Source organism: Pedobacter sp. (assembly GCF_965227205.1).
In the GTDB taxonomy this organism is placed as follows: Bacteria; Bacteroidota; Bacteroidia; order Sphingobacteriales; family Sphingobacteriaceae; genus Pedobacter.
In genome coordinates this window covers 1491064-1517677 of sequence record NZ_OZ245727.1, presented here as the reverse complement: position 1 = coordinate 1517677, position 26614 = coordinate 1491064, and the positions used below count along the sequence as shown (strand labels likewise).

The following is a 26614-nucleotide window of genomic DNA, read 5'->3' as shown; positions in this document are numbered from 1 at the left end:
ATTGTTTCATTTCTTTTAGTTAGGGATATACTTTTGTCATCCGAACTTGTAGAAAGATTAATCCACATTGTGATAATAATAATTAACTTTAAATCTGTAAAATATTCTCCCGATATGCCTGAAATTGAAATTTTAGAATCTAACCTAACCAATAAGGAAAACAATCGCCTGAAGAAATTGGATCGTTACGAAATTTTACAGACACAACAAGAATTAGCTTTTAATACGCTTGCAAAACTCACTGCAAATATTTTTAACGTTAATTATGCTGCAATTTCCTTTGTTAGTGATGATGCTGTTTTTCATAAAGCCGTTATAGGCAAACAATTAATAAATATTGATGAGCTTTGCCAAAAAGCCATTAGCAATCCGGAAATTACAGTGATTGAAAACATTGGCAACAATCAGGTTTTTATTGCTGCACCACTTATTACACCAGAAAGTTTCATTGTAGGTACAATCCATGTTTTGGTTGCTTCTGATATAAAACCATCTGAACAACAAACTGAAATGCTTAAGAATTTAAGCGCATTAGTTATTGATAAGCTAGAAACCAGGTTAGCAATGCGCCAAACCATGCTAGCTCAAGACCATCGCGTGAATATGCTTGTGCATGATTTAAAAAACCCAATGACTACAATTTCGCTTCAATCTGAATTGGTAGGTAAAATGCCTGGAATTGATGAACGAACAAAAATGATTGCAGGAAAAATTAATTCGCAATCAAAAAATATTGTAGAGCGCTTAAACCATATTGTAAGCACTGCCAGAAGCGAAAATGCCTCAGTAAAACTTCAAAAAGCTAAGGTTAACATCAAAATACTTTTGGATAAAATGGTTTCTGATTTTGATATAAGACTTAAAAAAAATGAATTAACACTTTTAGTCGATGTTTCAGAAAGCGCAGAAATTTACGGCGATGAAGAAAAGCTATACCAGATTTTCGAAGAGCTGCTAAATAATGCGATCAAATTTTCATCGAAGAATAAAGAAATCCAAATCAAATCTTCACAAAGTGATAATTTGCTAATCGTCTCTATTAAAGATAACGGTGTTGGAATAACGAAAAGCGATTTAGAAAGACTCTTTGTAAAGTTTGCTAATCTTAAGAATACCACCACTAAATCAGAAAGTGGCGAAGGATTAGGCTTATTACTAGCCAGAACTTTAGTTGATTTACATAAGGGCAAACTTTGGGCAGAAAGTGAGGGAGAAGACAAAGGCGCCACATTTTATGTAGAATTTCCCTTAAAATAATCAGGTTAAACTGATTAAGGATTCTAATTTCATTTCTTCTAAAATATATCTCTTAGGCTCTTTTGTGTTTTTGTACGACCATTTTATCAACCGGATAAAGCCATTTTCAATTTCAATACCTGTGATGTCGCCATCGTTAAAACAACAACAACCAGAATTAAAATAAGCAGATTTGTATTTCTTTAGCGGCGGCATCTCCTCACCTTTCCCGATTAACTTATTAAGCTCTGCTTTTAATTTTTCAATTTCTGCAACATCATTTTGCTCTTCAGCCAATTGTATTTTAAGATACAACCGCTCTAAATGTGTTAAAGAAGCGAAAACGGGTTGATGCGTATGACCTGTTATTAACGCAATGTTTTCTTCCTTTTCAACCCAATTATACATTAGCGCATTGTGAACGGTTTTCAGTTGATTATCATAAGCCGGCGTATTCGGATTAATCTTTAAATATGATTGTAAAGGCGCCCAGATTGTACTTACAAACCATTTGCTAAACCAATTACCATCGCTTTGCAAATCGCCTTGATGGCCATGTGTTAAAAAAATATCAAGTTTTTTGCCCGAAATATTAAAGCATAAAATCGCACCTTCATAAATCCTAATGCTTTTGCCATAAATTCTGTTTAGGTTGAAGGAAGATAACGGATCGTTATCCCAATACAAATCATGATTGCCGAAAATTTTGGTAAAAGCATCGCGTTCAATAAATTTCTTTTCTGCATCAAATGTTTTTTGATTGTGTTTGATAACCGATTCCAACAGATTCTCCCAAAGTTCTTCACTATCACCTAAATTCAGATAATGAAAACCTTCCCGATTATAGAAATCTAAAGCTTCGAGGTAATTTTTTTCAGCCAAGGAAAAATCATCTGCAAAATCCCTCGCTCCTTTATGCTGATCAGAAAGTATGATATATTTTTGGTTGATATCAGCATTAAAAATTAATCCTCTTTTACCGTCATTGCTATCAATTTTTTTATAGAGTTTAGATAAGGCTTCATTTATGCGTGTTGCATTAGGTCTTGAGCCGAATTTGTTCGACATTCTGATTACCCAATTACTTAATAAACGCTGAAGCAACCTTCTCATAAAACCTCTTTAGTAAATCACGAATTAGCAAGATAAAAAAAAGGCTGCAATTTTGTTGCAGCCTTAATGGTTTGAATTATTTAGGTTAAAATTATGCGTAAGCTACAGCATCTCTCGATGCTAATTTGGTTTTACCCATCAGATATTCATCAACCTTACGGGCAGCTTCTCTACCTTCGGAGATTGCCCAAACCACTAAAGATTGTCCACGGCGAACATCACCAGCAGCAAATATTTTAGCAATATTGGTTTGATAATTTTGTTCAGAAGCTTTTACATTACCTCTGTTATCCAGTTCGATACCTAATTTCTCTATTAAACCTTCCTTTTGTGGATGTAAGAAACCCATAGCCAGTAAAACAAGTTCGCAAGGCAAATCCCTTTCAGTGCCAGCAACCTCTTTAAAGCTTACTGGTCTGCCGTTTGCATCAATTTCCCATTCTACATCAACAACTTTTAAAGCTTTAAGATTTCCATCTTCATCGGCAATAAAGTTTTTTGTATTTACAGACCATGCTCTTTGTGCTCCTTCTTCGTGTGATGAAGTATGTTTTAGTAACATTGGATAATTTGGCCAAGGCATATGCTCCGTTCTGGTTTGAGGCGGCATTGGCATAATTTCGAACTGCGTTACCGATTTAGCACCATGACGGTTAGATGTTCCGATACAATCCGAACCTGTATCGCCACCACCAATAACAATTACATTTTTACCGGTTGCCATAATGTTCTCTGAAAGCACATATCTGTTTGCAACTCGTTTGTTTTGCTGCTTTAAGAAATCCATTGCATAATGAACGCCTTTAGCTTCTCTTCCGGGAATTGCCAAATCTCTTGGGATGGTTGAACCTCCGGCTAAAACAATTGCATTAAAATCTCTTAACAAAGTGCTGATTTCTACATTTTCACCAACATTTGCATTGCATTTGAAAATGATTCCTTCTTCTTTCATTAAATCAATACGTCTGTCGACGATATTTTTTTGAAGTTTAAAATCTGGAATACCATAACGCAATAAACCTCCTGGTGCATCATCACGCTCAAAAACCGTTACTTCATGTCCGGCTTTATTTAATTGAGCTGCTGCGGCCATACCAGCCGGACCAGATCCAATAACTGCAACCTTTTTCCCGGTTCTGATTAATGGTGCTTTTGCTTTGATAAAACCTTTTTCAAAAGCAATCTCGATAATGTGTTTCTCAATTTCCTCGATAGAAACCGGAGGACGATTAATGCCTAAAACACATGCCGATTCACACGGAGCTGGACAAATCCTTCCTGTAAATTCAGGGAAGTTATTTGTGCTTAATAAAATATTTGCAGCTTGCTCCCATTTGCCTTGATAAACGGCATCGTTAAATTCCGGAATCACATTACCCAACGGACAACCCGATTGACAGAACGGAACTCCGCAATCCATACAACGGGCAGCTTGTCTGTTTAATTCTGATGATGGCAATTCATTTAAAAATTCACCATAATGTTTAACACGAGTTGTAGCCTCTTCTCTATTGGGCGCAACTCTATCGTATTCTTGAAATCCTGTTACTTTTCCCATGACTAGTGTGTTTTTACTTGTTGACTACGTTTTGCTAATACTGCTTTGTATTCTTTAGGGAATACTTTCACAAAGTGACTTGACTGAGTTTTCCAATCGCTTAAAATAAACTCTGCAACCTTACTATCAGTCAGCCTGATATGAGTTTTTAATAAAGCCAATATTCTCTCTTCATCTTCAGCCTGTAATGGATCTAGATCTACCATTTCCTTATTGCATTTTCTTGCAAAAGTTTTGTTAGCATCGTATATCCATGCAACACCACCACTCATTCCGGCAGCAAAATTACTTCCTGTATCTCCAAGGATTAAAACTTCTCCTCCCGTCATGTACTCACAACCATGGTCGCCTACACCTTCAACAACTGCAGTTGCTCCAGAGTTACGAACAGCGAAACGTTCACCGGCTTTACCTCTTGCAAATAACTCACCTGATGTTGCACCATAAAGTGCAACGTTACCAATAATGATGTTTTGCTCTGGTACAAATGTTGAGTTTGAGAATGGATAAATTGCTAAACGAGCACCTGATAAGCCTTTACCAACGTAATCATTTGCCTCACCTTCTAATGATAAGGTTACACCTTTGGTATTGAACGCACCGAAACTTTGTCCGGCAGACCCCACAAACTTGAAGTTAATGGTATCCGGCGGTAAACCTGCGCTTAAATGTACTTTTGAAATTTCATTAGATAACATTGTACCTAAAGAACGGTCGGTATTTTTAACATTGAAACTTGCAAAAACCGGCTCGTTGTTTTGTATTGCAGGTTGCGCTGCAGCAATTAACTGATGGTCTAAAACGTGTTCTAAACCATGATCTTGCTGCGCTGTATTAAATAATGGAAGTCCGTTATCTTCTGCTTTGAAAAGAATTGCCGATAAATCTAAATATTTAAGTTTCCAGTCTTCTTCTGGTAATTCACGTACCTTTAAAATATCAGCCTGTCCAATCATTTCATGTATGGTTCTGAAACCTAATTCAGCCATAATTTCACGTAATTCTTCAGCCAAGAAGTGGAATAAATTTACAACATGGTCTGCATCACCGCTAAACAATTTTCTTAATTCAGGATCTTGTGTAGCTACACCAACCGGACAAGTATTTAAATGGCACTTACGCATCATAATACAACCAGCAGTTACTAAAGCTGCGGTTGCAACGCCCCATTCTTCTGCTCCTAATAAAGCTGCAATCGCAATATCTCTACCAGTTTTTAATTGTCCATCGGTTTGTAAAACGATTCTATTACGTAATCTATTTTTAACTAAAGTTTGATGTGCTTCTGCCAATCCTAATTCCCATGGTAAACCTGCATGTTGAATAGAAGTTAATGGCGATGCACCTGTTCCACCGTCAAAGCCTGAAACCAGAATTACATCGGCATGTGCTTTTGCCACACCTGCTGCAATTGTACCAACACCCGCTTTAGAAACCAATTTAACATTGATTCTGGCTGCACGGTTAGCATTTTTTAAATCGTAAATCAGCTGTGCTAAATCTTCGATTGAATAAATATCATGGTGTGGTGGTGGTGAAATTAAACCAACTCCCGGTGTAGAGTGACGAACTTTTGCAATCCAGTCATCAACTTTATCGCCCGGTAATTGTCCACCTTCTCCGGGTTTAGCACCTTGAGCCATCTTAATTTGAAGCTCATCAGCATTTGTTAAATAATAACTTGTTACACCAAAACGTGCTGATGCAACTTGTTTAATAGCCGAACGCATACTATCACCGTTAGGTAATTTGGTATAACGCATTTCATCTTCACCACCTTCTCCTGTATTACTTTTTCCGCCAATGCGATTCATCGCGATAGCTAAAGTAGAGTGTGCTTCGTGTGAAATTGAGCCGAAAGACATCGCTCCGGTTGCAAATCTTTTCAAAATTGCTTCGGTTGATTCAACCTCACTTAAAGAAACCGGAGTTCTGCTATAATTAAATTCAAATAATCCACGAATGGTATAAGCTTGTTGTGTTTGCTCATTTACCAGTTTAGAATACTGCTTGAAGATATTATAATCGTTCTTACGCGTTGCGTTTTGTAACAAGTGAATGGTTTGCGGATTAAACAAATGCGCTTCACCTTTCCTGCGGAATTTATACGTTCCACCAGCAGGCAATAAGTTTTCGGTTTGTGTTGCCGGACCAAAACTACGGTGATGTTTAATTAAGGTTTCTTTCGCAATTTCATCTAAACCTAAACCACCAACACGAGAAACAGCTCCGGTAAAGTATGTATTTACAACTTGTTTATTTAAACCAAGAATTTCGAAAATCTGCGCACCTTGATAAGATTGTAAAGTCGAAATGCCCATCTTCGAGAAGATTTTAAGCAAGCCGGCGTTTACAGCGTAAATATAGTTTTTAGTTAGTTTTTCTGTTGATAAACCAGATTCTTCTTGAAAACCGCTTATGGTTTCTAAAGCCAAATATGGATTGATAGCCGTAACACCAAAGCCAAGCAAAGTTGCGAAGTGATGAACTTCCCAGATATCACCCGCTTCAATTACAATACCAACTGCACCACGATAACCTTTACGAATTAAATGGTGATGAACTGCAGAAACAGCCAATAAAGATGGCATTGCAGCATGTTCAGAATCAATGGCTCTATCTGTTAAAACAATAACCTGGAAACCATCCTCAACAGCATCAACCGCATAACGACAAAGTCTGTCTAGAGCTTTTGCCATTGCACCTGGCTTTCCATCAGCTCTAAAATAAGTTTGTAAAGTTTTAGCCTGAAAAACACCTGTGTCAATACTTCTAAGTTTTTCTAACTCCTGATTAGTTAAAATCGGATGCTTTATAGCTACACAGTGCGCTTGTTTAGGATTTTCATCTAACAAGTTTCCATTACTACCCATAAAACTAGCTAAACTCATCACCACTTTCTCCCTGATTGGATCGATTGGTGGATTGGTAACCTGAGCAAATAACTGCTTAAAGTAATTAGATAAATGTTGTGGACGCTTCGATAAAATTGCAAGCGGTGTATCAGTACCCATCGAACCAATCGGTTCTTTGGCATCGATAGCCATTGGTTTTAATAGCAAATCGACATCCTCTCTGCTATAACCAAAAACCTGCTGATATTTAAAAATAGATTCTTCTGAAAGTCCGGTGAACATTACACGCGGTTCTGGCAATTCTTCTAAGCGGATTTGATATTGATTAATCCAATCAGCATAAGGACTTTTAGTACAAACCTGTGTTTTAATTTCTTCATCGCTGATGATTCTACCCTGCTCCATATCCACAACGAACATTTTACCAGGCGTTAAACGTCCTTTTTCGATAATTGTACTTTGATCTATCGCCAATGCACCAGCTTCCGAACCCATAATTACTCTATCATCTGAAGTAATTGCATAACGAGATGGACGTAAACCGTTTCTATCTAATGTTGCACCAATTAATTTACCATCAGTAAAAGCAATTGCCGCCGGACCATCCCAAGGCTCCATCAAAGTTGCGTGAAACTCGTAGAAAGCTTTTTTCATAGGATCCATATCCTCGTTGCCATCCCAGGCTTCTGGTACAAGCATCATTAAAACATGAGGCAAAGTTCTGCCTGCATGCAATAATAATTCGATAACGTTATCTAAACAACCAGAATCTGAGTTTGTCTCATCGATAACAGGTAAAAGCATATCCAGTTCTTCAGGGGTAAAATATGCCGAAGCAAATGATTTTACACCAGCTCTGAACCAGTTTAAGTTACCTTGTAAAGTGTTAATCTCGCCATTGTGCGCAATAAAGCGGAAAGGTTGAGCCAGTCTCCACGATGGAAAAGTATTTGTTGCAAAACGTGAGTGAACTAAGCCTAGGGCAGAAACCACACGTTTATCAGTTAAATCTTTAAAATAGGCACGAACTTGTAGGGATGTAAGCTGTCCTTTGTAAATAATGGTTTGAGCAGAAAGAGAAACTATGTAAAAATCTTTACCACCATGAACAGTATTGGTAATTAACTTTATCAGGTAGTTTTTAAAAATGTAAAGCTTGCGCTCAAAATCAGCTCCAGGATTAACCGCATAAGGACGAGCGATAAAAACCTGCTCAATTTCTGGTTCTACAGATAATGCCATACTACCAATATCGGTTGTATCAACATCAACTTTTCTAAAACCTAAAATTTCAAGCCCCAGCTTTTCCGCGGCACGGTAAATAAGTTCTCTACATTCTTCTCTTGAACGAATATCTTTTGGCATAAATAACATACCCACACCGTAGTTATTGGTTTCAGGTAGGCTAAAGCCAGCTTTTAAACATTCATCATAAAAAAATTCGTGAGGAATCTGAATCATGATTCCGGCTCCATCGCCCGTATTTGGTTCTGCTCCACTTGCCCCTCTATGATCTAGATTTTCTAAAATAGTAAGCGCATCGGAGATGATTTGATGCGATTTTCGCCCTTTCACATGTGCAACGAACCCAATACCGCAGGCATCGTGTTCAAATTGCGCATTATACAATCCACTGTTTGGTTCCATTCTTTGCTCGTTAGTTGTTAGTGTATAGGAAACACTAAGTTAAAAAAAATGAGCCGCAAATTATAGAGTTGATACACTTTTTAAGATTATTTTAGTTCTTATGTAATTTTTAAATATTAAAATAAAATATCATCAACAAAAAAGCACTATAATTACAATATTCATAATTGAATTTTTTAAGAATATTAACTAAGTTTTAAGTAGTAATTTTTAGTAAAACGATTAAATAATTGATTTATATATAAATATAATATTCATAAATGAAATACTATAATCTTTTAATAATACCTTAAGCTATATTACTAGAGATTTCAAATACGTAGTTTAGATTGATTTGCAGTAGTAAATTTTCAACACAGAGTTTCTTTTAAAACAAAGCATATCAAAAACTAATTTAAAAGATTTAGCTTCGCTAAGCACTTATTGGTCTCCACTGCGGTCGAAGTGACGATGTTACGATTACTCCAATTCATTAAGAATAATGGATTTCTCTATTTAAAACCAACAAAATTATCAGCGATTTAAACTTTATTAAATTACTAATCAGCGGAATAGCCTGATAGTTTAAAAAATTAGGAAAATGGGTTTTGCAAAACAACATCTTTTTCTACCTTTGTGCCGGGCAAGTCTTTTACGACCAGCTCCCTTTGAACTCCCCCAGGATGGGAACATAGCAAGGGTAGAAGGTTGTAGCGGTGCGATAGAAGGTGCTTGCCCTTTTTTCTTTTCCCTTAATCCCCTGAAGGGGGAATTAAATTCTTCAGGGTTTAATCAATTAAAACTCAAATATTTAAGAATTTATAACCATGAAATTTTTTATCGACACAGCAAATCTTGACCAGATTAAAGAAGCTCAGGATTTAGGCATTTTAGATGGCGTAACCACTAACCCAAGCTTAATGGCTAAGGAAGGTATTACAGGCGATCAAAACGTAATTAACCATTATAAAGCGATTTGCGATATCGTTGATGACAACGTTAGTGCAGAAGTTATCTCTACAACTTACGACGAAATTATTAAAGAAGGTGAAGCTTTAGCAGCACTTAACCCGAAAATCGTTGTTAAAGTTCCGATGATTAAAGATGGCGTAAAAGCAATTAAATATTTCTCTTCAAAAGGTATTAAAACCAACTGTACTTTAATCTTCTCTGCCGGACAAGCATTATTAGCAGCTAAAGCTGGTGCAACTTATGTTTCACCATTCTTAGGTCGTTTAGATGATATTTCTAGCGATGGCTTGGTTTTAATCGAAGACATCAGAACAATTTTTGATAACTACGGATACGAAACTCAAATTCTTGCAGCTTCAATTCGTGGTCCATTACACATTGTTAACTGTGCAAAATTAGGTGCTGATGTAATTACAGCTCCATTAGCAGCAATTGTTGGTTTGTTAAAGCATCCATTAACAGATTCAGGTTTAGCAACTTTCTTAGCAGACCACGCTAAAGCAGCGGGTAAATAAGTTAGAAGCTTAAAGATAAAAGCTCAAAACAGAAAGTGTACTTTCAAGAAAAAGTCCTAAGTAAAGAATCACATCGATTCGAAACTTAGGACTTTTTTATACCTATTATCTATTTTCCATTTCCCATCCACCCTTTTCCATCATCCATCTACCCTTTTCCATCTCACATTGCAAGTACTTCCTTAACCTTTTCATAAATAATCTGCTCATCAGGCTCGATTAAAATCCCCTTCACTCCTGCTCCATTTGCAGCTTCAACATCTCTGGGCTTATCGCCAATCATTACAGATAATGCAGGATCGATATCATACATATCAATGGCATCTAAAAGCATTCCAGATTTAGGTTTACGACATTTACACTCGCCACCAACTGTTGGATGGTGCGGACAATAATAAAACCCTGCAATATCAGCTCCCTTAGCAACGAAAGCATTTCTAAGCATTTGATGCATAATCGCCAGTTCCTGTTCAGAATATCTTTTAAGGGCAATGCCGCCCTGATTAGTAATTACAATTAACAAATAACCTTCATCGAAAAATTTCTTTAAAACAGGTATTTGGTAATCAAGAATTTTGAAATCTTCTACACGGCAGATATAATCGTATATTTCATGGTTTAAAACACCATCACGATCTAAAAAAATAGCTTTATTCATTCGGAATTGATTTGCAGGTTCACACTAAAAACCTATTATTTATATTTCGGCAAAATAAGCGAAAATTACTTGTATAAGAAAGAAATCCCAAAATGTCGTTCTGAGCGTAGTTGAAGAACTATTTTATATTCAATCCAACCTTATGTCCTTTTACAGCAAAGTAAAAAATGTACAGATAACATGGCATAACTGTTACGAAATACGCAAGCTGAAAATCTAATCCTAATTCATCTTTGATAAAGGCATATAACAATGGCCAGATTGCGCCTCCGGCAATACCCATTACCATAATTGCCGAACCTGTTTTTGTAAATTTACCTAAATGACTTATGCCTAATGGAAAAATCGCTGGCCACATTAACGAATTAGCTAAACCTAATAGAGCAATAAAAATAACTGAAACGTAACCTGAGGTTAAGTATGCAATAATGGTGAATACTAAACCTAAAATTGCACAGATTCTTAAGGCAAACTGTTGCGAGATAAATTTAGGTATAGCAATTATACCAACAATATAACCAAGCAACATGCCACCTAGGGTTAGTGATGTAAAGTATTTACTTATATCCGCACTTATACCTAAAGCTTTACCGTAAACGCCAATAATATCTCCGGCCATAACCTCTGCCGCAACGTAAACAAAAATACAAAAGGCACCTAAAAACAAATGCGGAAACTGAAATATACTGCTATGCTTAACTACTTTTCCGGCTTCTTCATCAACCACATCTTCCTCAACTTGCACTTCCGGCAAATCGGTAAACTTTATAACTAAAGCGAAAATTGAGAACACAATTGCTAGCACAATGTATGGCGTATTTACTCTACCTAAAACGTCATTCAGCAATTGTTCCTTTGCTAAACCTGTTACCAATTGAATCTTTTTTTCAATATCACCAGCATTCTTAAGAAATAGCGTTCCCATGATAAACGGAACAATAATGCCGGCAAACTTATTGCAAATGCCCGCAATACTGATTCGTTTCGCTGCACTTTCTATCGGACCAATAATAGTTAAATATGGGTTGGAAGCTGTTTGTAACAATGCTAACGCAGCACCCTGAACAAAAATTCCGGTTAAGAAAAGGCCAAATGTTCTACTTTGTGCAGCAGGGATAAAAAGCAGCGAACCTAGTGCCAGAATAAATAATCCTAAAATGATTCCGTTCTTAAACCCTGCTTTCTTTAAAATCCATGATGAAGGCAAGGCTAAAAAGAAATAGGCCATGTAAGAAGCAAAAGTTACAAGAAAAGCTTGTATATCAGATAAGCCAAATGATAACTTAAAGAAAGGAATCAGTGTTCCGTTTGCCCAGGTTACAAAGCCGAATATAAAAAAGAGCGCACAAATAACAACAAGAGGTTTCGGCCCTTTATTTTGGGATTGGTTTAGCGTATTAGCCATAAAAAATAGTTTGGTTTGGTTGATTCTGCCAAACTAAACAATAATTTTATAATTTTTCTCATCAAACGTTTGTGTAATTTTTAAAACCATCAACAAAAAGATTCAACATTAAGCCCAAAAGCGGTAAAAATTCTGCAAATGATATAAATCATGTTCCTAAAATCACTCCTTCTCACCTATTATGTTTGTAGAATATTATTTATCTAACCCATTCCATCTTAATAATAATTGCAACATAATTTATTCATGCATCACAATCTGAACCCTCTAAAATCCCTTTTCAAACGTAAAAATATTGGTTTAGCAATTAATCGTTCTATAAATCAATACAGTTAGGATATTTCAAACATTTTTATTTGCATGAAATAGTGAAGAACCCTATATTTGCACCACTTTAAAACAAACGACTAACGTTGTTCAAAATTAAAGTAGATTCCGTAGCTCAGCTGGTAGAGCATTACACTTTTAATGTAGTGGTCCTGGGTTCGAATCCCAGCGGGATCACACCAAAGACTATCAAAATGTATAAAACCCTGCAATCGCACGATTAGCAGGGTTTTTGCTTTTAGGAAGTTGCCAAAATTCGCACGAATTCACAAAACTTTGGTGAGTGATTCGGTGAGTAAGGCAAAATGGTTAAAATTTACTCACCGAATAGTACATAATCAATTAATGTACAGGTTGTTATAAACTGTACATCTTGTATGTTTTTAGTCGCAAAGCTACATTTGTTTAACTAAAATCGAGAGATTATGAAGACCAATTTTAGCCTGCTTTTCTATCTGAAAAAGCAAAAGAACTATGTGAGTGGAAATGTACCCATCTACATGAGGATTACAGTTGAGGGAAACCGTGCAGAGTTAGCCGCCAACCGGGACTGCGATCCCAAGCGATGGAACGCCAAGGGCGGGCGGGCCATCGGCACTAAGGAAGAGACCAAGGTATTAAACACCCACCTCGACCAGTTGCAAAATGCCGTTTACTACGCCCATCAATGCGTATTTGATATGGGATTGCCCATCACAGCTGATGCGATCAAGTCGTGTTATTTGGGTACGCTTTCCAATTCCCACACCTTATTGGAAGCTATTGCTGACCACAACTTAAAAATGGAGCAGCTTGTAGGCAAAGACTACGTGCGTGGCACCCTGAACCGGTACAAGGTCATGGAAAGACATCTAAAGGTTTTCATCCGCTTGAAATATGGCCTTGCGGATATGAACATCAAAAGCATCGACCAAGCTTTCCTCAACGGATTTGACCACTACCTGAGATCTGATAAATACTGTGCGAATAATTATGTGGTAAAGAACATTAAGAACCTTGGAAAAATCCTTCGAATCTGTATGGAGAACGAATGGATAGATAAATCGCCTTTTAACGCTTACAAAGGCAAAACAAAGAACGTCGACCGATTTTACTTGAATAAAGAGGAATTGGCTCATATCACAGGAAAAGAGTTTTTATCGGAAAGATTAAAACAGGTAAGAGATGTATTTATCTTCTGCTGTTTTACGGGACTAGCGTATGTAGATGTTTTCAAACTGAAGCAGGAAAATATCAGAACGGGATTTGATGGCGAACGTTGGATTTTTACCAACCGGCAGAAAACCAAGATAAGATCATCGGTTCCCCTATTGCCTACAGCGGTTGAAATTATTGATAGGTATGCTACCAATAAAGTTTGCCTGAATAAAGGCTCACTCCTCCCCGTTCCGAGCAACCAAAAGATGAACGAATATTTGAAAGAAATTGCTGACCTGTGCGAAATTGAGAAAAAATTGACTTCGCACATAGCCCGCCATACTTTTGCAACTACGGTGACGCTTTTAAATGGTGTGCCAATTGAAAGTGTGTCAAAGATGCTCGGCCATACGAACATCAGAACTACGCAGCATTATGCGAAGATTTTGGATATCAAGGTAAGTGAGGATATGGCAGTATTAAAGAAGAAGTTAGCCATCGTATAATTTCAGCTATTAGATAAATAATTTAATGATAACCTTAAATTGACAAATATTTGCAAATATTAGGCATTAATTCCTATTTTGGTTAGATTTGTATGATGTTAAAGGAATTGAACAAAAGAGTAATTGTTGTGCACTGGAAAAGATTTGCCGGTACAGATATAGATGTGTTTTCAAGTCTGAAAGGATTTTGCGACAGCTACCCTATCTATAATTACAATACATTGAACAATTATCTTTCGAAAAAGAAGATTCCCTTCGAAAACGATGAAATCAAAATCGAAAGACAGCCACTCATACAGAAGGTTAGAAGACCAGACCTTCCAAAGGTACTATTCTGGGACTTTGATTTTGATAAACTGGATTGGAGCAGGAGTTACAAAACCGTTATCGAACGGGTGCTTGATAAGGGCAGTCACAGTGAGTGGGAAGAGATGATTAGGTTTTATGGTGAAGATAACGTAATCCGAGCCCTCAAAGAAGACATCACCTATCTTTCTGATATGACCATGGAAGCCGTTTGCAAATATTTTCAGTTGAGCAAAGAAAAACTCAAATGTTACACAAAGAAACAGTTACACCAGGGACACTGGATCTGATCCAGAGGCTGATGCGAGACGATCAGCTTAACTCCTTTTATCTTGTGGGTGGTACCGCACTATCTTTAAGAATAGGCCACAGGGAATCCATAGATATCGACCTTTTCAGCTCGACGGACTTTGACGGTGATGGACTCGCCGTACACTTACAGAACAGTTATGGCGCAGATGTAAAACGCCACAAGGGCAATTATGTAAGCGGAAGCATTGGCGGAGTTGATTTTGATTTAATCTCCCACAAATATCCATCAATCAGACCAATAGAAACCATTGAAGGAATAAGGATGATGTCCAATCAGGATATATCAGCCATGAAGATAAACGCAATCGTCAATAGCGGACAACGAATCAAGGATTTTATCGATATGCATTACCTGTTAATAAAAATGCCTTTAGATGAAATTTTGGATTACTACTGCCGGAAATATCCGAATGTCGACCCAAACACCGCTAAGTCATCCCTGATGTACCATAATGATATCGACTTTAATGTCCCCGTAAAACTTATCGATGGAAAGCTCAAATGGCAGGATGTGCAGAAAAGCATTTCAAAGGCGGTAGTTGAATATACTAATCTTTTAGAAAGCAGGGAATTTTACAGAAAGCTTCAGGAGGCGAAAAATAGCCATAAAAATGATACTAGCAGGGGAATGGGTCACTAGATTTTCACAAATAACAGGGATAGGTTATCACGAATTGTGATAACCTATCATATCTTAACGCACCAAATTAGTGCCTGGAAACAGGATTTTTTATGTCTAAAAATGTTAAGAATTCATTTAGCAGCATTTAAATTGACATTTATTTTATAACAATAAATATCTTTTCATTAATTTACTCACTTCATGCATTCAAGATCTTATGGGGCTATTCGATTTTCTTAAAAAAGCTGTTCAGCAAACTAATAATGATGTCATTCCAACGCCTCAAAAATTTAAAAAAGAAGAGGTCAATGATTTGGTGCTAACTGCATTAAACATATTATGCGATGATGTAAGCACTATCGAAACTGTTATGACAATGCTTAAATCAAAAGGTTATGACGATAGACAAGCATCAATTATTGCTGAAAGGGCGGAAAGTCTTTACCAAAAGCATTTTGCCTCCAAAGTTGTGAAAACAACTGGCGTAAAAGGAAAGAGTTTAAATGAAATTTACGCGGATAAGAGGGCGAAAAATGATGGCGTACTTCCACTAAGTGGTGTGGCAGAGAATCTTTTCAACTCAAAGCAATTTCAATTGGAAATTTTGTCCTTTGCGCAAGCAGAGTATTTAAATAACGATCATAACGTTGAAATTGTAAAAAGCTTACTTTTGAAAAAGGGACTCAGCATATCGCAATCTGACCAAGTTATTAGCAAATTCAATCAAATAAAAAAAAACGTGGTTGATGATTTTAGTAACAAACTTGCCAGTGGAGAAATCACAGTCGCAGAAATTACACCCAATCCAGAACACCAGCCATATAATGTAGATCCAGGACAGATCGACAAACATATAGCCTACGGAATTTTTCAATTCCAAAACAAAAATTACAAAAATGCAGATGAGCTTTTTAATAAAGCTATAGAATTAGGTGATAAAACAGGTTTGGCCTATGCTAATCTTGGCACTCTTAAAACTGAGCTTGGTCAATATGAAGAGGCAATCAAAAATTTTGACCAGGCCATAAATCTGAACCATAATAATGTAAGTTTATACGTAAATCGCGCACTAGCCCTTGAAGATTTAAATGAATTAAAGCGAGCAAAGCTGGATTATGAAAAAGCACTGGAAATTGACGATAGTCATATTGATGCACTTAATAATTTAGGCGTTTTATCTATCAGACTTGGCGAATATTCCAAAGCTGTTGAATATTTTAATCAAATAATCAAGATCATTCCAGAGGATTATGATGCACTTTATAATAAGGCTACTGCGTTAATTCAATTCGACATAAACGAAGCTTTGAAGTTTTACGTTTCGATAAATAAAAAAGTCGATTTACCAGAGATAGAAACAATACTTATTAATGCTCTGTTAGCAAAAGATACTGAAAATGTTGTAATTAATCTTTTGCAAGGCTTATATCAAACTACTAGAAAGCCAAAATATCTAAGACTTAAATCGCTGGTTTTATACAGAAACGACAAATTAGTCGCATTCGAATCCTTAAAAAGCTATTTATTAATAAACCCAACTGATAAACAGGCAGTAGATTTTACAGTTAATCTGGCTTTTGAGCTAATAGAGAAAATTGGCGAAGCCAAATTTATTGAAACCGTAGATGAATGTTTGATTTTGGATGTTCAAAATCCGACTGTAATTGGCTACAAAATCCAGATTTTGATTAAACAACGCAATATTCAAGAAGCTATAGACCGGGTAGAGCAGTTATTTATCTCATATTACCACCAACAATATGTGTTAAATCTTTTCACCGGGGTTTTTAATTTATTAGAAAAAAATGAAGCACTGGCGAGATTTGAAAGTTTTGCTGAAAAGCTTGATAATGATGGCAAATATCAGTTAACGTATCTGAAGGGAATTTATTTAAAGGGTTTAAATGATTATGACGACGCCATTAATTTGTTCAACGATCTCAATGCTGAACGTAAGTTTAGCTGGAATTACTATCAGATAGCTATTATGGAGAATCTTAAAGGCAACATGGAAAAATGCTTGTTAAATCTTAAAAAAACATTTGAACTGGAGCCTGAATTAAAAGAGGATGCCCGCAGCTATCATGAATTAAAAAACCTGCATGATAACCTTCACTTTCTTTCCCTTTTAAAATAATTGTAAAAGAGAATAGACTTAGCAATCCCAATCGTAACTGGCGAAGATGTGGCAATATATATAAATGAAAAAGCGAAAGGTTGGGTTTCCGTGATTGTGAGACTTTAGAGTTTATAAACCAATAAGATTTTCCCGTATCAATTATTAGGTTACAAATTCAAATTACTATGATCTCCATCTTACTACCAACCGGCATTTCACCCCTTTCCCAGCAAGTTGCTTATATATCAATAATAATTATTTTATCCGCTTTTAACATCTCTTTAAAATTTAGGTATAACTTGAGGGACAATATAATAATCGGCGAGTTGCTGAGAAATGCCGGTTAGTTGACGCAATTTTGAAATATCGGAAGGGCTGTCATCAAAAACATCAGAATCTTGCCCACTCGGTTCAGTATGAAAGCTGTTATAATAAATTTCGAAAAGTGCTCCGTCTGGAGATTTCGCTGAAATTGACCACCCCGTTTCGGTTTAAACTGACCACCTGTTCCGCGGGAAACTGACCACCGGATTTCGGACCAAATTGACCAGTCCGAACGATCGGCAAATGCTATAGATACAAGTCTATTTTTGGGATATACATAATTCCCGAAGATGGCAAATACCACTATTAGCATGAGCAAGATAAGACAGATTCTCAGAATGTACAGCCAGGGGCGAAGCAAGCTTTCCATAGCGACCCAGGTCGGTGTTTCCCGCAATACAGCAAAAAGATACTTCAGTGCGTTTGATTCCGGTGGGTGTACATTTGAACAGATAAATGCACTTAATGACAAGGAGCTTGAGGATTTTTTTGGAAAGAGCCGGGAACGGGCACCCGATAGCCGTCTTTTAACTTTACAACGTTGTTTTCCTGGTATTGACAAAGAACTTAAACGCACTGGGGTAACCCGTGTGATGCTCTGGGAAGCTTATCTAAAGGAATTTCCCAATGGCTTTCATTACACGCAGTTCTGCTTCTATTATAACCAGTGGAAGTCCCGTGTGAACCCGGTGATGCACCTTGACCACAAGGCGGGCGATAAACTCTTTGTTGATTTTGCCGGACAGAAACTCTCCATTGTTGACCAGGAAACCGGTGAGGTGATTGATGTCGAGGTGTTCGTTGCCATCCTTGGTGCCAGCCAGCTTACCTATGTGGAGGCCGTACTCACACAACAGAAAGAAGACTTTATATCTGCGTGCGAGAATACATTCCATTATATTGGTGGGGTCTCAGCGGCCATTGTTCCCGATAACCTCAAGGCAGCGGTAACCAAGAGCAACAAATACGAGCCTACCCTGAACGAGACCTTTGCGGATTTTGCCGACCATTACGGAACAACTATTCTGCCTGCACGGGCATACCGCCCAAGGGACAAGGCGCTTGTAGAAGGGGCTGTCAAGATCGCCTATAGCCGGATCTATGCGCCGTTGAGAAAACATGTCTTCCACTCCCTTACAGAATTGAACGCCGCGATACTTGTGGCGCTTGAGGTGCACAATAGCCAGCCACTTAAGGGAAGAAACTATAGCAGGCGCCTCCAGTTCGAGGAAATTGAGCGGGAGGCACTCAATCCCTTGCCAGTACTGAAATACGAGTTCAAGAAACAGCACCATGCAACGGTGATGAAGAACGGACACGTCAATCTTGGTCCCGACAAGCATTATTATAGCGTCCCTTTTCGTTTTATAGGTAAAAAGGTCAAGATACTCTACTCCCGGTCAAATGTGGAGATCTTCTATCACTATGAGCGCATAGCGATGCATAAGCGGATTAAAAGCCCCTATAGTTACACCACCGATAAGGACCATATGGCCACTACCCATAAGTTCGTGACGGACTGGACACCGGACCGTTTTCTGGAGTGGGCATCCAGCATAGATGAGGATGTCAGGCTTTATATCCTCAAGATACTCGACAGAAAACAGCATCCTGAGCAGGCTTATAAATCATGCGTGGGCATATTAAGCTTTGCGAAGAAGGCTGGGAACCAGCGGCTGATCAATGCCTGCAGACGGGCCCTTGGCTTTGGGATATACAGTTATAAAACCATACAGACCATACTTGAGCGCAACCTTGACCAGTATGAGGAAAGCCTGTTCGCCGATGAACTGCCAATGCCATCCCATGACAACATCCGTGGGGGCGATTACTACAAATAACCTTAAAACCATATAAAGATGAATACGAATACACTTGACAAAATGCGAAGGCTGAAGTTCTACGGAATGTTCCATGCCTTCAAGAGCAGTATTGAAACCGGGCAGACCACAGAGTATACCGCTGATGAGCTGTTGGCCCATCTAATAGAGGCTGAATGGGATGACAGGCAAAACCGAAAGATTGAACGCCAGATCCTTTATGCCAGGTTCCGTTACAAGGCATCTATCGAGGATCTGCATTATCATGTAGAAAGAAGTATTGACAGGAACCAGATTATGAGATTGGCGGACTGTACCTTCATCGACAGGTTTGAAAACCTGCTCATAACAGGAAGTACTGGGATAGGAAAAAGTTATCTTGCCTCAGCAATCGGTTATCAGGCATGTATGCTCGGTTACAGGGTTCTGTATGGAAGTACACCAAAGCTGTTCGCAAAGTTAAAGATGGCAAAGGCTGACGGATCTTATATCAAAGAGGTCTCACGTATTGAAAAACAACAGCTTCTGATACTGGACGATTTCGGGATACAGCCATTTGACTCACAAAGTAGGGCTGCCCTTATGGAGATCATTGAGGATAGGCATGGTAAGACATCTCTTATTATAACATCACAGCTGCCGGTAAGTAAATGGCATGAGGTAATTGGAGAAAAAACGATTGCAGATGCAATCTTGGACAGGATTGTTCACGATGCCCACAGGATAGAACTCAAGGGCGAATCGATGCGCAAGAAAAGAACCGTTGCTCCCGAAAATACCTATCTGTAAAAATTACTTTTAAATCATTACTTTTGACATCATACCTATAGCATCTGCTGCACTCGTTCGCCAGCAATTCAGGTGGTCAGTTTGCCACGGAATCACATGGTCAGTTTCTCCGAAATATACATTGTCCACGCTGGGTGGTTATGCCGAGCAGGTTGTCGTATCCGAATCTGCATTAGTGCCAGTTCCTGACAGTTTATCCAGTATCCAGGCAGTAAGCATAGGTATTAATTCCTTGGTAGCCCACTATTCCTTACAACGTGCCCGATTATCTGTCGGAGATAGAATTCTCGTGCGGGGCGCAGGTGGAGGAATCGGTTCAATGGTTGTCCAATTGGCATTAGCCGCACAGTATGATATTACTGTTACAGATACGACAGCCCATAAGCGAAAAGAATTGGAAAATATTGGGGTTCGAAATTTTATAACCTTAACTGAACCAAATGCCAATGATAAAAATTTCAATGCTGTAGTTGATCCGGTGGGTGGTCCCGACTTAGAAAAATATGTATCTCTTTTAACAGAAAACGGAGTTTATGTTCTGAATGGAGCTGCTGGCGGATTTCCCGGCAATGATTTTGGGATGAGCTGGTTAAGCAGATTTCAACGTTCTTTAACATTAGCCTGCTTCAGCCTAAATTCTATACCAGCTGCTGATATTAAATCAAGCCTGTCTCAACTGTTCCAATCGGCGATTGACGGTAAGATTATACCGTTTGTCTCTGAAGTCTTTCCGTTGGAAGATGCGGGAGAGGCTCACCGATTATTGGAAACAGGATCAGTCTTTGGAAAGATTGTTCTAGAAATATAGGGATTGAGGCAATAATTCAGCATTGCTAACAGCAGTTTCTTTGCTAATTTTCTTTTTATCAGACGGCAATAATTAAATAAAAAACGGCGATTTTCGAGTCGAAAATTGCCGTTTTTTATTTCCTTTTGATTCTTGATAGAGGGCGTTCAAAATTAAATTCTGTTTATAAATTTTGATTTTGACTTATGATACAGCCCATAGTTTCTGAGTACTAAATTCCACTGACGTTGATTTAGAATGTCAGCAATGACAAGCCAATATTGACATAAGGAGCACCTTTATTCTCGCTTCTTAGGGAGGCGTTGTTATAGTTTTCTCCGTCTTTAAAAACCTTAGATGATAAATAGCTGTTATATCCACCGCCAATACTCAGCATAATATTTTTTGCAAACAGATATTCAAACGCTGCACCGTTTTTCAGCTCAATTGTATTGTAGCTTACTTTTCCATCTAAGAAAGCATTGTGATAATCATAGAAAGTCGTGTAAGAATGCTGATTGGAACCTATTGTAATCCATGCTTTTTCTCCCAGTTTCTTTTTTAAATTTACTCCATTGGGAAGATCTACTATCAATTCAATCTGGGATGAATTAAATTTATGATAATAGTTTACAATCGGCTCAACGGGTATCGGTGAAGAAGTAAGCAGCCTATGAAGTCCATCTTTTAATTGATCTATCTGATGTTTTTCTTTGTAAAAAGATAAATTATGAAAACATCAGAAGAAAAAATGCTAGCCGTTGAGGCTTGGCGCACCAGTGGGCTTAGCCAGAATGAATATTGCAAGACTCTTGGGGTCAAACGTACCACTTTTGCCAACTGGGTATCGCGCAACAAACGAAAAAAGGCTGTTTCGAACTTTATCAGGGTTCCCGCCACACCTGTTATCATTCCAAAACTTATCGATGTTCTCTATCCAAACGGGGTAATTATTAAGGCATCTAGTGATGATCTTAAAACGCTCTCCAATCTGATAAGACTGTATTAGCTATGTTCTCTTTAAGTTCCTCCCATATCTATCACCTCTACAAGCCGGGGTGTGACATGCGCAAAAGTTTTGACGGTCTCTGCGGGCTGGTCAGCTCCAAGCTGGGCGGCTCCCCTACAAGTGGGGAAGTGTTCATTTTTCTTAATAAAAGTGGCACACGCATCAAACTTCTCCACTGGGAGCATGGAGGTTTTGTACTGTATTATAAAAGACTTGAAAGTGGTACTTTTCGCCGTCCCACAAAAGATGGTGATCTTATCTCCGCTGTCAAGCCCCATGAATCAAAAACCTCATAACAATAGCTGTAAAAATGAATGCCTAAAATTACAACGCTGATAAAGCGGGTAAAATCAACAATCTTTCTGAGTCCTTGTGCATCTTCTCCTGTGTTCATGGTCGCTCACTTTAAATTAACTAAAATCAGTATTTTCCTTAACGCGAAAAACCTCTGTACTTTTTCCTTTTCTTTTTTCTTTGCCCAACAGTTGGCACCGGATCAGTATTACTGATTTCCATCAATTGTTTCAGATAATTGGTTGAGTTAATGGGCTTGAGATAAGATTTTGTTTGCTCACTAGTTTTAAGGTACGTTTTCGGCCTATCCATATTACCGCAACGATCTAGAAAAGCTTTGGCACCGTATTCCCTGCCCAAGTCACTGCCTTTAAAAACTGATTTGCTTTTGTGATCAATAAATATTGCACCATAAACCAGCCCTTGATCGTTCTGTCTAAGTATTAAAGCAATTCCCTGATTCTTAAGCTCCGCAACCAAGGTTGATTTTGTTATGGTCTCGTATCTTGAAAACACCTGTTCAATGCGTTTTATAAGCCCTTCTTTGTAAGGCTTTCGCTTTTGAGCATTCCGCTCAAACTTTTTTTCTACGCTATCCAACGTGGGTCTGGTTGCCAAATCACTCGCCTTGAACGGAATACCAACCCTATTGCCATTTTTATCAGTGATGGAGTAAACCAGCCCACGTTTTTCGAACATCAACGTATCTTCCTTACCACGGTCTGCAACAACATTAAACTGTTTCAAAACAACATTGTATTCTGCAAAGGAAGTAAACTTATAACTTCGCATTACTTCAGCTACAACACTGTAGATTGCTTTTTTCGTCGGCACCTTTCCGTAGTTTGCGGTTTCTATCGAAACCGCTGTAATCGATATTGCCTCACTCCTATTCCTACCTTCAGCTTTGATAAGACCATGCTCAATCTCCAAGTCCTTTCTTGCCGTTTCAGACAACGTTCGTCCAAGCCCATGAATATCAATCCGTTTGCCATCTGCTTGTATATTGGTCGTCACGATGTGAATATGGGGATGACTGACACATCTTTGTGCTGATATACCAAAAACGGTTGTTCACCCAGGCCGATACGGTCCATGTAGGAAGATGCAATCTGCTGAAACAATCCAATAGTAACCTTATCGCTCCTATCAAAATTGAGCATAATGTGCAAGGCGTTGGTCTTAACTTTAATATTTCGTTTAATTAGGTGCTCAAAACGGTTAAGTTTATTATTGAAGTCTAGCCTCTCAATATCAGTTCCGAAACGGTTTGCCAGAATTAAAGTTGCTTCACCACTGTTGACCTTTCCTTCATTGTAGTTGAGCAATCCCCTTATACTTTTACCACTAATTATCCTTGCAACCATTTTTCGGTGAGTTTCGTAATAAGCACCAATAGTCTATCAACTTTTTCATCCACTTTTTTGTAGAGGTCTGCTACCTTCAGTACATAGTAGGCCCTGCTATTTTCAGAAGTCTTTTCCTGATTGAAGGTTCTGGTAATCTGGTTAATATTAATGCCAATGGCCTTCAATTCCTTTCTGATACTGACCAATTCTTCCATGGGCGCATTCATACTTACATCTGTATAGAAGCAATTGATCCTCTTGCCAGAAAGAATCCTGCGTACAATTTCAGCCACCGTTTGGCAATTGCTTTCTAACCGCAGTTTTTCAAGCTTATTAAACTGTCGTTCACTTACCCTAACAATCAAATTATGACTGAGTATGTCGTCTTCGTTTTTAAGCTTTTTCCTTGGCATGCCTATCACTTTAAAAAAGTTCCAAGATTTGCGAGTTCCGAGCAAATCCCCGACCTCAAGGGCGGCAAGATTTTTTCGCGCATGCGAAAATACATCTTGCCAAACACAAGGGTGTTTACACTTAGCCCATAGAATATTGGTTTCGGAACTTAAAAAGTTAAAATTTAATGGTTCGTTTCTATATTAATTTCCGTGAACAAGGTTCTCATTTTTAGGAAATTAATTGGTTGTAGATTCAGGGCTTTGAAATTATTTTCTTACCCTCTACCAGAGCAATGACATCGTCGTACTTATAGAACATCAATCCTCCAACCTTATTAAATTTGAGTTTACCAGTATCTCGAAGTCCTTGCAAAGTGCCAGGCGATATGCTTAATAGCTTGCGAACTTCATAGCTTTTCAGCCACTCTTTCTGTTCGCTGATTTTATGTAGCCTTTGCCCAGGGCGCCTTAGCTCAGAAAACAGTTCCTGTTTAAACTGATCAAGATCCTCTTTTGTTATAAATTCAATTGTTGCCATAACATGTGTATTAATGTATTATGACAAATTTGGGAAGGATATTTTAGAAGAGTTCGGTACTAGATGGGTAGTACCTAGAGAAAATTATAAATTTCACTCGGCTTTTTAGATTCCAAATGGCTGAGTTTTGGTAGCCTACTTTGTCAGCACACTACGGCTTACAATAAATAGTTAATTGATTTTTTATAATCAAAATTTAAGGGGAAGTCCAATATCGGACTTCCCCTTAACCTATTTCATAACTGTTTTTAATTCATCCATAAGTATTTCCAGATGAGATATTTCTGTTTTGAAACTTGATATACATACCCTTAATACACTTTGGCCGTTAAAATCAACTTTTGAAAGCCATACTTTTTTTCTGTCCAGAACAGCTTGTAAAATCTTTTCAATATTTTGCTCGTGATCGGAGTGTGTAAAACAGATTACCGGTAAAGGAGAACTTCCGACAATAGTCCAACCATTATCAACCAAAAGTTTTCTGAAATGATTGCCCATTTGCACTTGATGGGTTAACAGTTTAGATAGGTTCTCACTTCCGGACTCCGCCAGTAGCATAAATATCTTCAGACCGGTGAACCTTCTCGACCATGAAAAGCTGACCTTATAGGAATCGACACTTCCTTCTATTTCATCCGGCACATAACTTGCATTCACAGAAAATGTCTGCTTCATCACCTCTCTATGTTTTGTTAGGAAGAAGCCTGCACCCGTTGGGATAGGCAAAGTCTTGTGCGGATCCCATGTGATTGAATCAGCTTGTTCAATACCCTTAAGGTAAGACTTTGCTTCATCAGAAATAACGAATCCCCCACCCCAGGCTGCATCAACATGAAGCCAAAGATTTTCAGTTTTGTTCAATTCGATGATCTCTTCAACAGGGTCGATAATCCCATAGGAAGTTGTGCCTACAGTGGCCACAATCATAAAAGGTTCACGGCCCTGCAATTTATCTGCCTGAAGCTGCACTTTCAACTTTTGCATATCCATTTTCCGCTCGCTATCCACCGGGATACGAACAACCGCATTTCTGCCCAGTCCAGTTTGATGTGCAACCCTGATCATCGAATCATGTGCGTCTTGTGAGGCATATATTATTGGCTGTTTTTCTAGCGCATGAGCACCATTTTCACGATATTCTGGAAAACGATGTGTTAGAGCAGTTATGACCGCTGTATAGTTTGATTCCGAACCACCCGAAGTAAACGACGCAAATGTAGTATCTGGATCATACCCAAATTTCAATTTCAGAAAGCTCAGGGTATGTCTTTCAATTTCGTTGGCTGCAGGGGAAAACCACCACGTAGCCATTTGAGGATTATAAAGTGCTACCAACGCATCTGCCACTACGCCAGAACTGGTGATACTTGGCTGGAATAATCCAAAATGTAAGGGATGGTTTGTTTGAAGGTTCCACTTTCCCAATGCGAATTGCACATCGTCAATGATCTCACCTAGAGGTTTTGGTTCGTTGAAATCATATTTCACTAATTGTTTCCTTATCTCATCTACCGAGATCTCACTAATTGCATCTTCTTTTGAAAAGTCGTCAAATATCTCTTCTGAACGTTTCGCTATTGCTAACAACTCATTTTTCATTGTATTGTATTTAAATGTTTCTATAAATCTATTCTATTGAATGTTGTACGGTTATTATTGTTGCCGTCATTTTGGCAATCAGTTTCTGCTCGCTACAATCGTAAACGTAACCCTCGCAAACCGTAAGTGTCCTACCAGATTGCAGCACCTTTCCAATGACAATGAGTTTCTCCGTTTTTGCAGGTTTTATAAAATTGACTTTAAACTCAACGCTTAATACCTCGGCATTCTCGGGCATCATTGTCAAAGCCGCATAACCGCAGGCACTATCTGCAATGCTAGTGGCAACCCCTGCATGAAAAAATCCGTGTTGTTGTGTTAAGGATTCGGAAAATTCACAGCTCATTTTTACCTGTCCCTCTTCCACCTCCACCAATTGGGCTTTTAAAGTTTTCATCAATCCCTGCTTCTCAAAGCTTTGTTTTATTCTATCGTACATTTTA

General features: G+C 38.1%; 23 protein-coding genes, 1 tRNA gene, 1 other RNA gene and 1 pseudogene. 13 read left to right on the top strand and 13 right to left on the bottom strand.

Translation table 11 applies throughout. The annotated features are described in order from the left end of the window. Positions 1–114: 114 nt before the first annotated feature. Positions 115–1257: a sensor histidine kinase gene (locus ACO05K_RS06505; protein WP_421943637.1), complete on the top strand. Its 1143-nt coding sequence runs from the start codon at positions 115–117 to the stop codon at positions 1255–1257. On the opposite strand, the gene ACO05K_RS06500 is transcribed toward ACO05K_RS06505, so the two are convergent. From ACO05K_RS06500 to gltB, 3 genes are all read right to left on the bottom strand, one after another. Continuing rightward, positions 1258–2349: a metallophosphoesterase gene (locus ACO05K_RS06500; RefSeq protein ID WP_421943636.1), complete on the bottom strand. Its 1092-nt coding sequence runs from the start codon at positions 2347–2349 to the stop codon at positions 1258–1260. A 91-nt stretch (positions 2350–2440) separates the two neighbouring features. Then, positions 2441–3907, bottom strand: a complete 1467-nt coding sequence (locus ACO05K_RS06495; protein WP_421943635.1) for a glutamate synthase subunit beta — start codon at positions 3905–3907, stop codon at positions 2441–2443. Positions 3908–3909: 2 nt separating this feature from the next. Beyond that, the gene (gene gltB, locus ACO05K_RS06490) at positions 3910–8409 is read right to left on the bottom strand and encodes a glutamate synthase large subunit (protein ID WP_421943634.1); all 4500 of its coding nucleotides are present in this window, start codon (positions 8407–8409) and stop codon (positions 3910–3912) included. Between the two features lie 620 nt (positions 8410–9029). Here gltB and ffs point away from each other — a divergent pair. Continuing rightward, positions 9030–9129: signal recognition particle sRNA small type (ffs, locus tag ACO05K_RS06485), an RNA gene on the top strand. 86 nt (positions 9130–9215) lie between these two features. Continuing rightward, positions 9216–9875 carry a fructose-6-phosphate aldolase gene (gene fsa, locus ACO05K_RS06480; protein ID WP_316737150.1) on the top strand — a complete coding sequence of 220 codons (660 nt, stop codon included), beginning with the start codon at positions 9216–9218 and terminating at the stop codon, positions 9873–9875. Between the two features lie 163 nt (positions 9876–10038). On the opposite strand, the gene ACO05K_RS06475 is transcribed toward fsa, so the two are convergent. Beyond that, a complete protein-coding gene (locus ACO05K_RS06475; protein WP_421943633.1) occupies positions 10039–10533 on the bottom strand; it encodes a D-glycero-alpha-D-manno-heptose-1,7-bisphosphate 7-phosphatase in 495 nt (164 codons plus the stop codon). Positions 10534–10651: 118 nt separating this feature from the next. After that, positions 10652–11938, bottom strand: coding sequence for a sugar MFS transporter (locus ACO05K_RS06470; protein WP_421943632.1), 1287 nt, complete (start codon positions 11936–11938; stop codon positions 10652–10654). A gap of 431 nt (positions 11939–12369) precedes the next feature. Between ACO05K_RS06470 and ACO05K_RS06465 the strand changes: the two genes are divergently transcribed. The 8 genes from ACO05K_RS06465 (at position 12370) to ACO05K_RS06430 (ending at position 21008) form a co-directional block, all read left to right on the top strand. After that, positions 12370–12442, top strand: a tRNA-Lys gene (locus tag ACO05K_RS06465). A gap of 248 nt (positions 12443–12690) precedes the next feature. Continuing rightward, the gene (locus ACO05K_RS06460; protein WP_421943631.1) at positions 12691–13908 is read left to right on the top strand and encodes a site-specific integrase; all 1218 of its coding nucleotides are present in this window, start codon (positions 12691–12693) and stop codon (positions 13906–13908) included. A gap of 107 nt (positions 13909–14015) precedes the next feature. Further along, a complete protein-coding gene (locus ACO05K_RS06455) occupies positions 14016–14504 on the top strand; it encodes a DUF6922 domain-containing protein (RefSeq protein WP_421943630.1) in 489 nt (162 codons plus the stop codon). Between the two features lie 11 nt (positions 14505–14515). Next, a complete protein-coding gene (locus ACO05K_RS06450) occupies positions 14516–15166 on the top strand; it encodes a nucleotidyl transferase AbiEii/AbiGii toxin family protein (RefSeq protein ID WP_421943629.1) in 651 nt (216 codons plus the stop codon). Positions 15167–15365: 199 nt separating this feature from the next. Beyond that, positions 15366–17285: a tetratricopeptide repeat protein gene (locus tag ACO05K_RS06445; protein ID WP_421943628.1), complete on the top strand. Its 1920-nt coding sequence runs from the start codon at positions 15366–15368 to the stop codon at positions 17283–17285. 617 nt (positions 17286–17902) lie between these two features. Next, positions 17903–19432, top strand: coding sequence for an IS21 family transposase (gene istA, locus ACO05K_RS06440; RefSeq protein ID WP_238414701.1), 1530 nt, complete (start codon positions 17903–17905; stop codon positions 19430–19432). An 18-nt stretch (positions 19433–19450) separates the two neighbouring features. After that, positions 19451–20200 carry an IS21-like element helper ATPase IstB gene (gene istB / locus ACO05K_RS06435; RefSeq protein WP_238414369.1) on the top strand — a complete coding sequence of 250 codons (750 nt, stop codon included), beginning with the start codon at positions 19451–19453 and terminating at the stop codon, positions 20198–20200. Between the two features lie 121 nt (positions 20201–20321). Beyond that, positions 20322–21008: a quinone oxidoreductase family protein gene (locus tag ACO05K_RS06430; RefSeq protein WP_421943627.1), complete on the top strand. Its 687-nt coding sequence runs from the start codon at positions 20322–20324 to the stop codon at positions 21006–21008. Between the two features lie 232 nt (positions 21009–21240). Here the strand turns inward: ACO05K_RS06430 and ACO05K_RS06425 are convergent, their stop codons facing one another. Then, the gene (locus ACO05K_RS06425; RefSeq protein ID WP_421943626.1) at positions 21241–21582 is read right to left on the bottom strand and encodes a hypothetical protein; all 342 of its coding nucleotides are present in this window, start codon (positions 21580–21582) and stop codon (positions 21241–21243) included. Positions 21583–21717: 135 nt separating this feature from the next. On the opposite strand from ACO05K_RS06425, the gene tnpA reads away from it, so the two are divergent. Both tnpA and tnpB read left to right on the top strand, forming a co-directional pair. Beyond that, entirely contained in the window at positions 21718–21996 is a 279-nt protein-coding gene (gene tnpA, locus ACO05K_RS06420; RefSeq protein ID WP_421943625.1) for an IS66 family insertion sequence element accessory protein TnpA, read from the top strand. 2 nt (positions 21997–21998) lie between these two features. After that, positions 21999–22190: pseudogene (gene tnpB / locus ACO05K_RS06415) on the top strand (IS66 family insertion sequence element accessory protein TnpB); the annotation flags it as partial. An 8-nt stretch (positions 22191–22198) separates the two neighbouring features. Here the strand turns inward: tnpB and ACO05K_RS06410 are convergent. From ACO05K_RS06410 to ACO05K_RS06380, 7 genes are all read right to left on the bottom strand, one after another. Then, on the bottom strand, positions 22199–22390 hold the full coding sequence (locus ACO05K_RS06410; RefSeq protein ID WP_421943624.1) for a YWFCY domain-containing protein: 192 nt from the start codon (positions 22388–22390) through the stop codon (positions 22199–22201). Positions 22391–22428: 38 nt separating this feature from the next. Then, a complete protein-coding gene (locus ACO05K_RS06405; RefSeq protein WP_421943623.1) occupies positions 22429–23307 on the bottom strand; it encodes a hypothetical protein in 879 nt (292 codons plus the stop codon). Continuing rightward, on the bottom strand, positions 23304–23657 hold the full coding sequence (locus ACO05K_RS06400) for a relaxase/mobilization nuclease domain-containing protein (protein WP_421943622.1): 354 nt from the start codon (positions 23655–23657) through the stop codon (positions 23304–23306). Before ACO05K_RS06400 ends, ACO05K_RS06405 begins: the two co-directional genes overlap by 4 nt. Beyond that, the gene (gene mobC / locus ACO05K_RS06395) at positions 23642–24052 is read right to left on the bottom strand and encodes a plasmid mobilization relaxosome protein MobC (protein WP_421943621.1); all 411 of its coding nucleotides are present in this window, start codon (positions 24050–24052) and stop codon (positions 23642–23644) included. The genes ACO05K_RS06400 and mobC overlap by 16 nt, the downstream gene beginning before the upstream one ends. A 235-nt stretch (positions 24053–24287) precedes the next feature. After that, positions 24288–24572, bottom strand: coding sequence for a helix-turn-helix domain-containing protein (locus ACO05K_RS06390; protein ID WP_316805304.1), 285 nt, complete (start codon positions 24570–24572; stop codon positions 24288–24290). A gap of 231 nt (positions 24573–24803) precedes the next feature. Continuing rightward, positions 24804–26171, bottom strand: a complete 1368-nt coding sequence (locus ACO05K_RS06385) for a pyridoxal phosphate-dependent decarboxylase family protein (RefSeq protein ID WP_421943620.1) — start codon at positions 26169–26171, stop codon at positions 24804–24806. A gap of 28 nt (positions 26172–26199) precedes the next feature. Continuing rightward, complete coding sequence (locus tag ACO05K_RS06380; RefSeq protein ID WP_421943619.1) at positions 26200–26610, bottom strand: PaaI family thioesterase; 411 nt, start codon at positions 26608–26610, stop codon at positions 26200–26202. Positions 26611–26614: the final 4 nt, after the last annotated feature.

Excerpts from the sequence above, each read along its gene's own strand:
- ACO05K_RS06475 (WP_421943633.1), bottom strand. The coding sequence starts at position 10,533 with ATGAATAAAGCTATTTTTTTAGATCGTGATGGTGTTTTAAACCATGAA.
- ACO05K_RS06410 (WP_421943624.1), bottom strand. The coding sequence starts at position 22,390 with ATGAACACAGGAGAAGATGCACAAGGACTCAGAAAGATTGTTGATTTT.
- ACO05K_RS06460 (WP_421943631.1), top strand. The coding sequence starts at position 12,691 with ATGAAGACCAATTTTAGCCTGCTTTTCTATCTGAAAAAGCAAAAGAAC.
- ACO05K_RS06495 (WP_421943635.1), bottom strand. The coding sequence starts at position 3,907 with ATGGGAAAAGTAACAGGATTTCAAGAATACGATAGAGTTGCGCCCAAT.
- ACO05K_RS06500 (WP_421943636.1), bottom strand. The coding sequence starts at position 2,349 with ATGAGAAGGTTGCTTCAGCGTTTATTAAGTAATTGGGTAATCAGAATG.
- fsa (WP_316737150.1), top strand. The coding sequence starts at position 9,216 with ATGAAATTTTTTATCGACACAGCAAATCTTGACCAGATTAAAGAAGCT.
- ACO05K_RS06450 (WP_421943629.1), top strand. The coding sequence starts at position 14,516 with ATGCGAGACGATCAGCTTAACTCCTTTTATCTTGTGGGTGGTACCGCA.
- tnpA (WP_421943625.1), top strand. The coding sequence starts at position 21,718 with ATGAAAACATCAGAAGAAAAAATGCTAGCCGTTGAGGCTTGGCGCACC.
- ACO05K_RS06470 (WP_421943632.1), bottom strand. The coding sequence starts at position 11,938 with ATGGCTAATACGCTAAACCAATCCCAAAATAAAGGGCCGAAACCTCTT.
- ACO05K_RS06400 (WP_421943622.1), bottom strand. The coding sequence starts at position 23,657 with ATGGTTGCAAGGATAATTAGTGGTAAAAGTATAAGGGGATTGCTCAAC.
- ACO05K_RS06445 (WP_421943628.1), top strand. The coding sequence starts at position 15,366 with ATGGGGCTATTCGATTTTCTTAAAAAAGCTGTTCAGCAAACTAATAAT.
- ACO05K_RS06390 (WP_316805304.1), bottom strand. The coding sequence starts at position 24,572 with ATGGCAACAATTGAATTTATAACAAAAGAGGATCTTGATCAGTTTAAA.
- mobC (WP_421943621.1), bottom strand. The coding sequence starts at position 24,052 with ATGCCAAGGAAAAAGCTTAAAAACGAAGACGACATACTCAGTCATAAT.
- ACO05K_RS06385 (WP_421943620.1), bottom strand. The coding sequence starts at position 26,171 with ATGAAAAATGAGTTGTTAGCAATAGCGAAACGTTCAGAAGAGATATTT.
- istB (WP_238414369.1), top strand. The coding sequence starts at position 19,451 with ATGAATACGAATACACTTGACAAAATGCGAAGGCTGAAGTTCTACGGA.
- ACO05K_RS06505 (WP_421943637.1), top strand. The coding sequence starts at position 115 with ATGCCTGAAATTGAAATTTTAGAATCTAACCTAACCAATAAGGAAAAC.
- ACO05K_RS06380 (WP_421943619.1), bottom strand. The coding sequence starts at position 26,610 with ATGTACGATAGAATAAAACAAAGCTTTGAGAAGCAGGGATTGATGAAA.
- istA (WP_238414701.1), top strand. The coding sequence starts at position 17,903 with ATGAGCAAGATAAGACAGATTCTCAGAATGTACAGCCAGGGGCGAAGC.
- gltB (WP_421943634.1), bottom strand. The coding sequence starts at position 8,409 with ATGGAACCAAACAGTGGATTGTATAATGCGCAATTTGAACACGATGCC.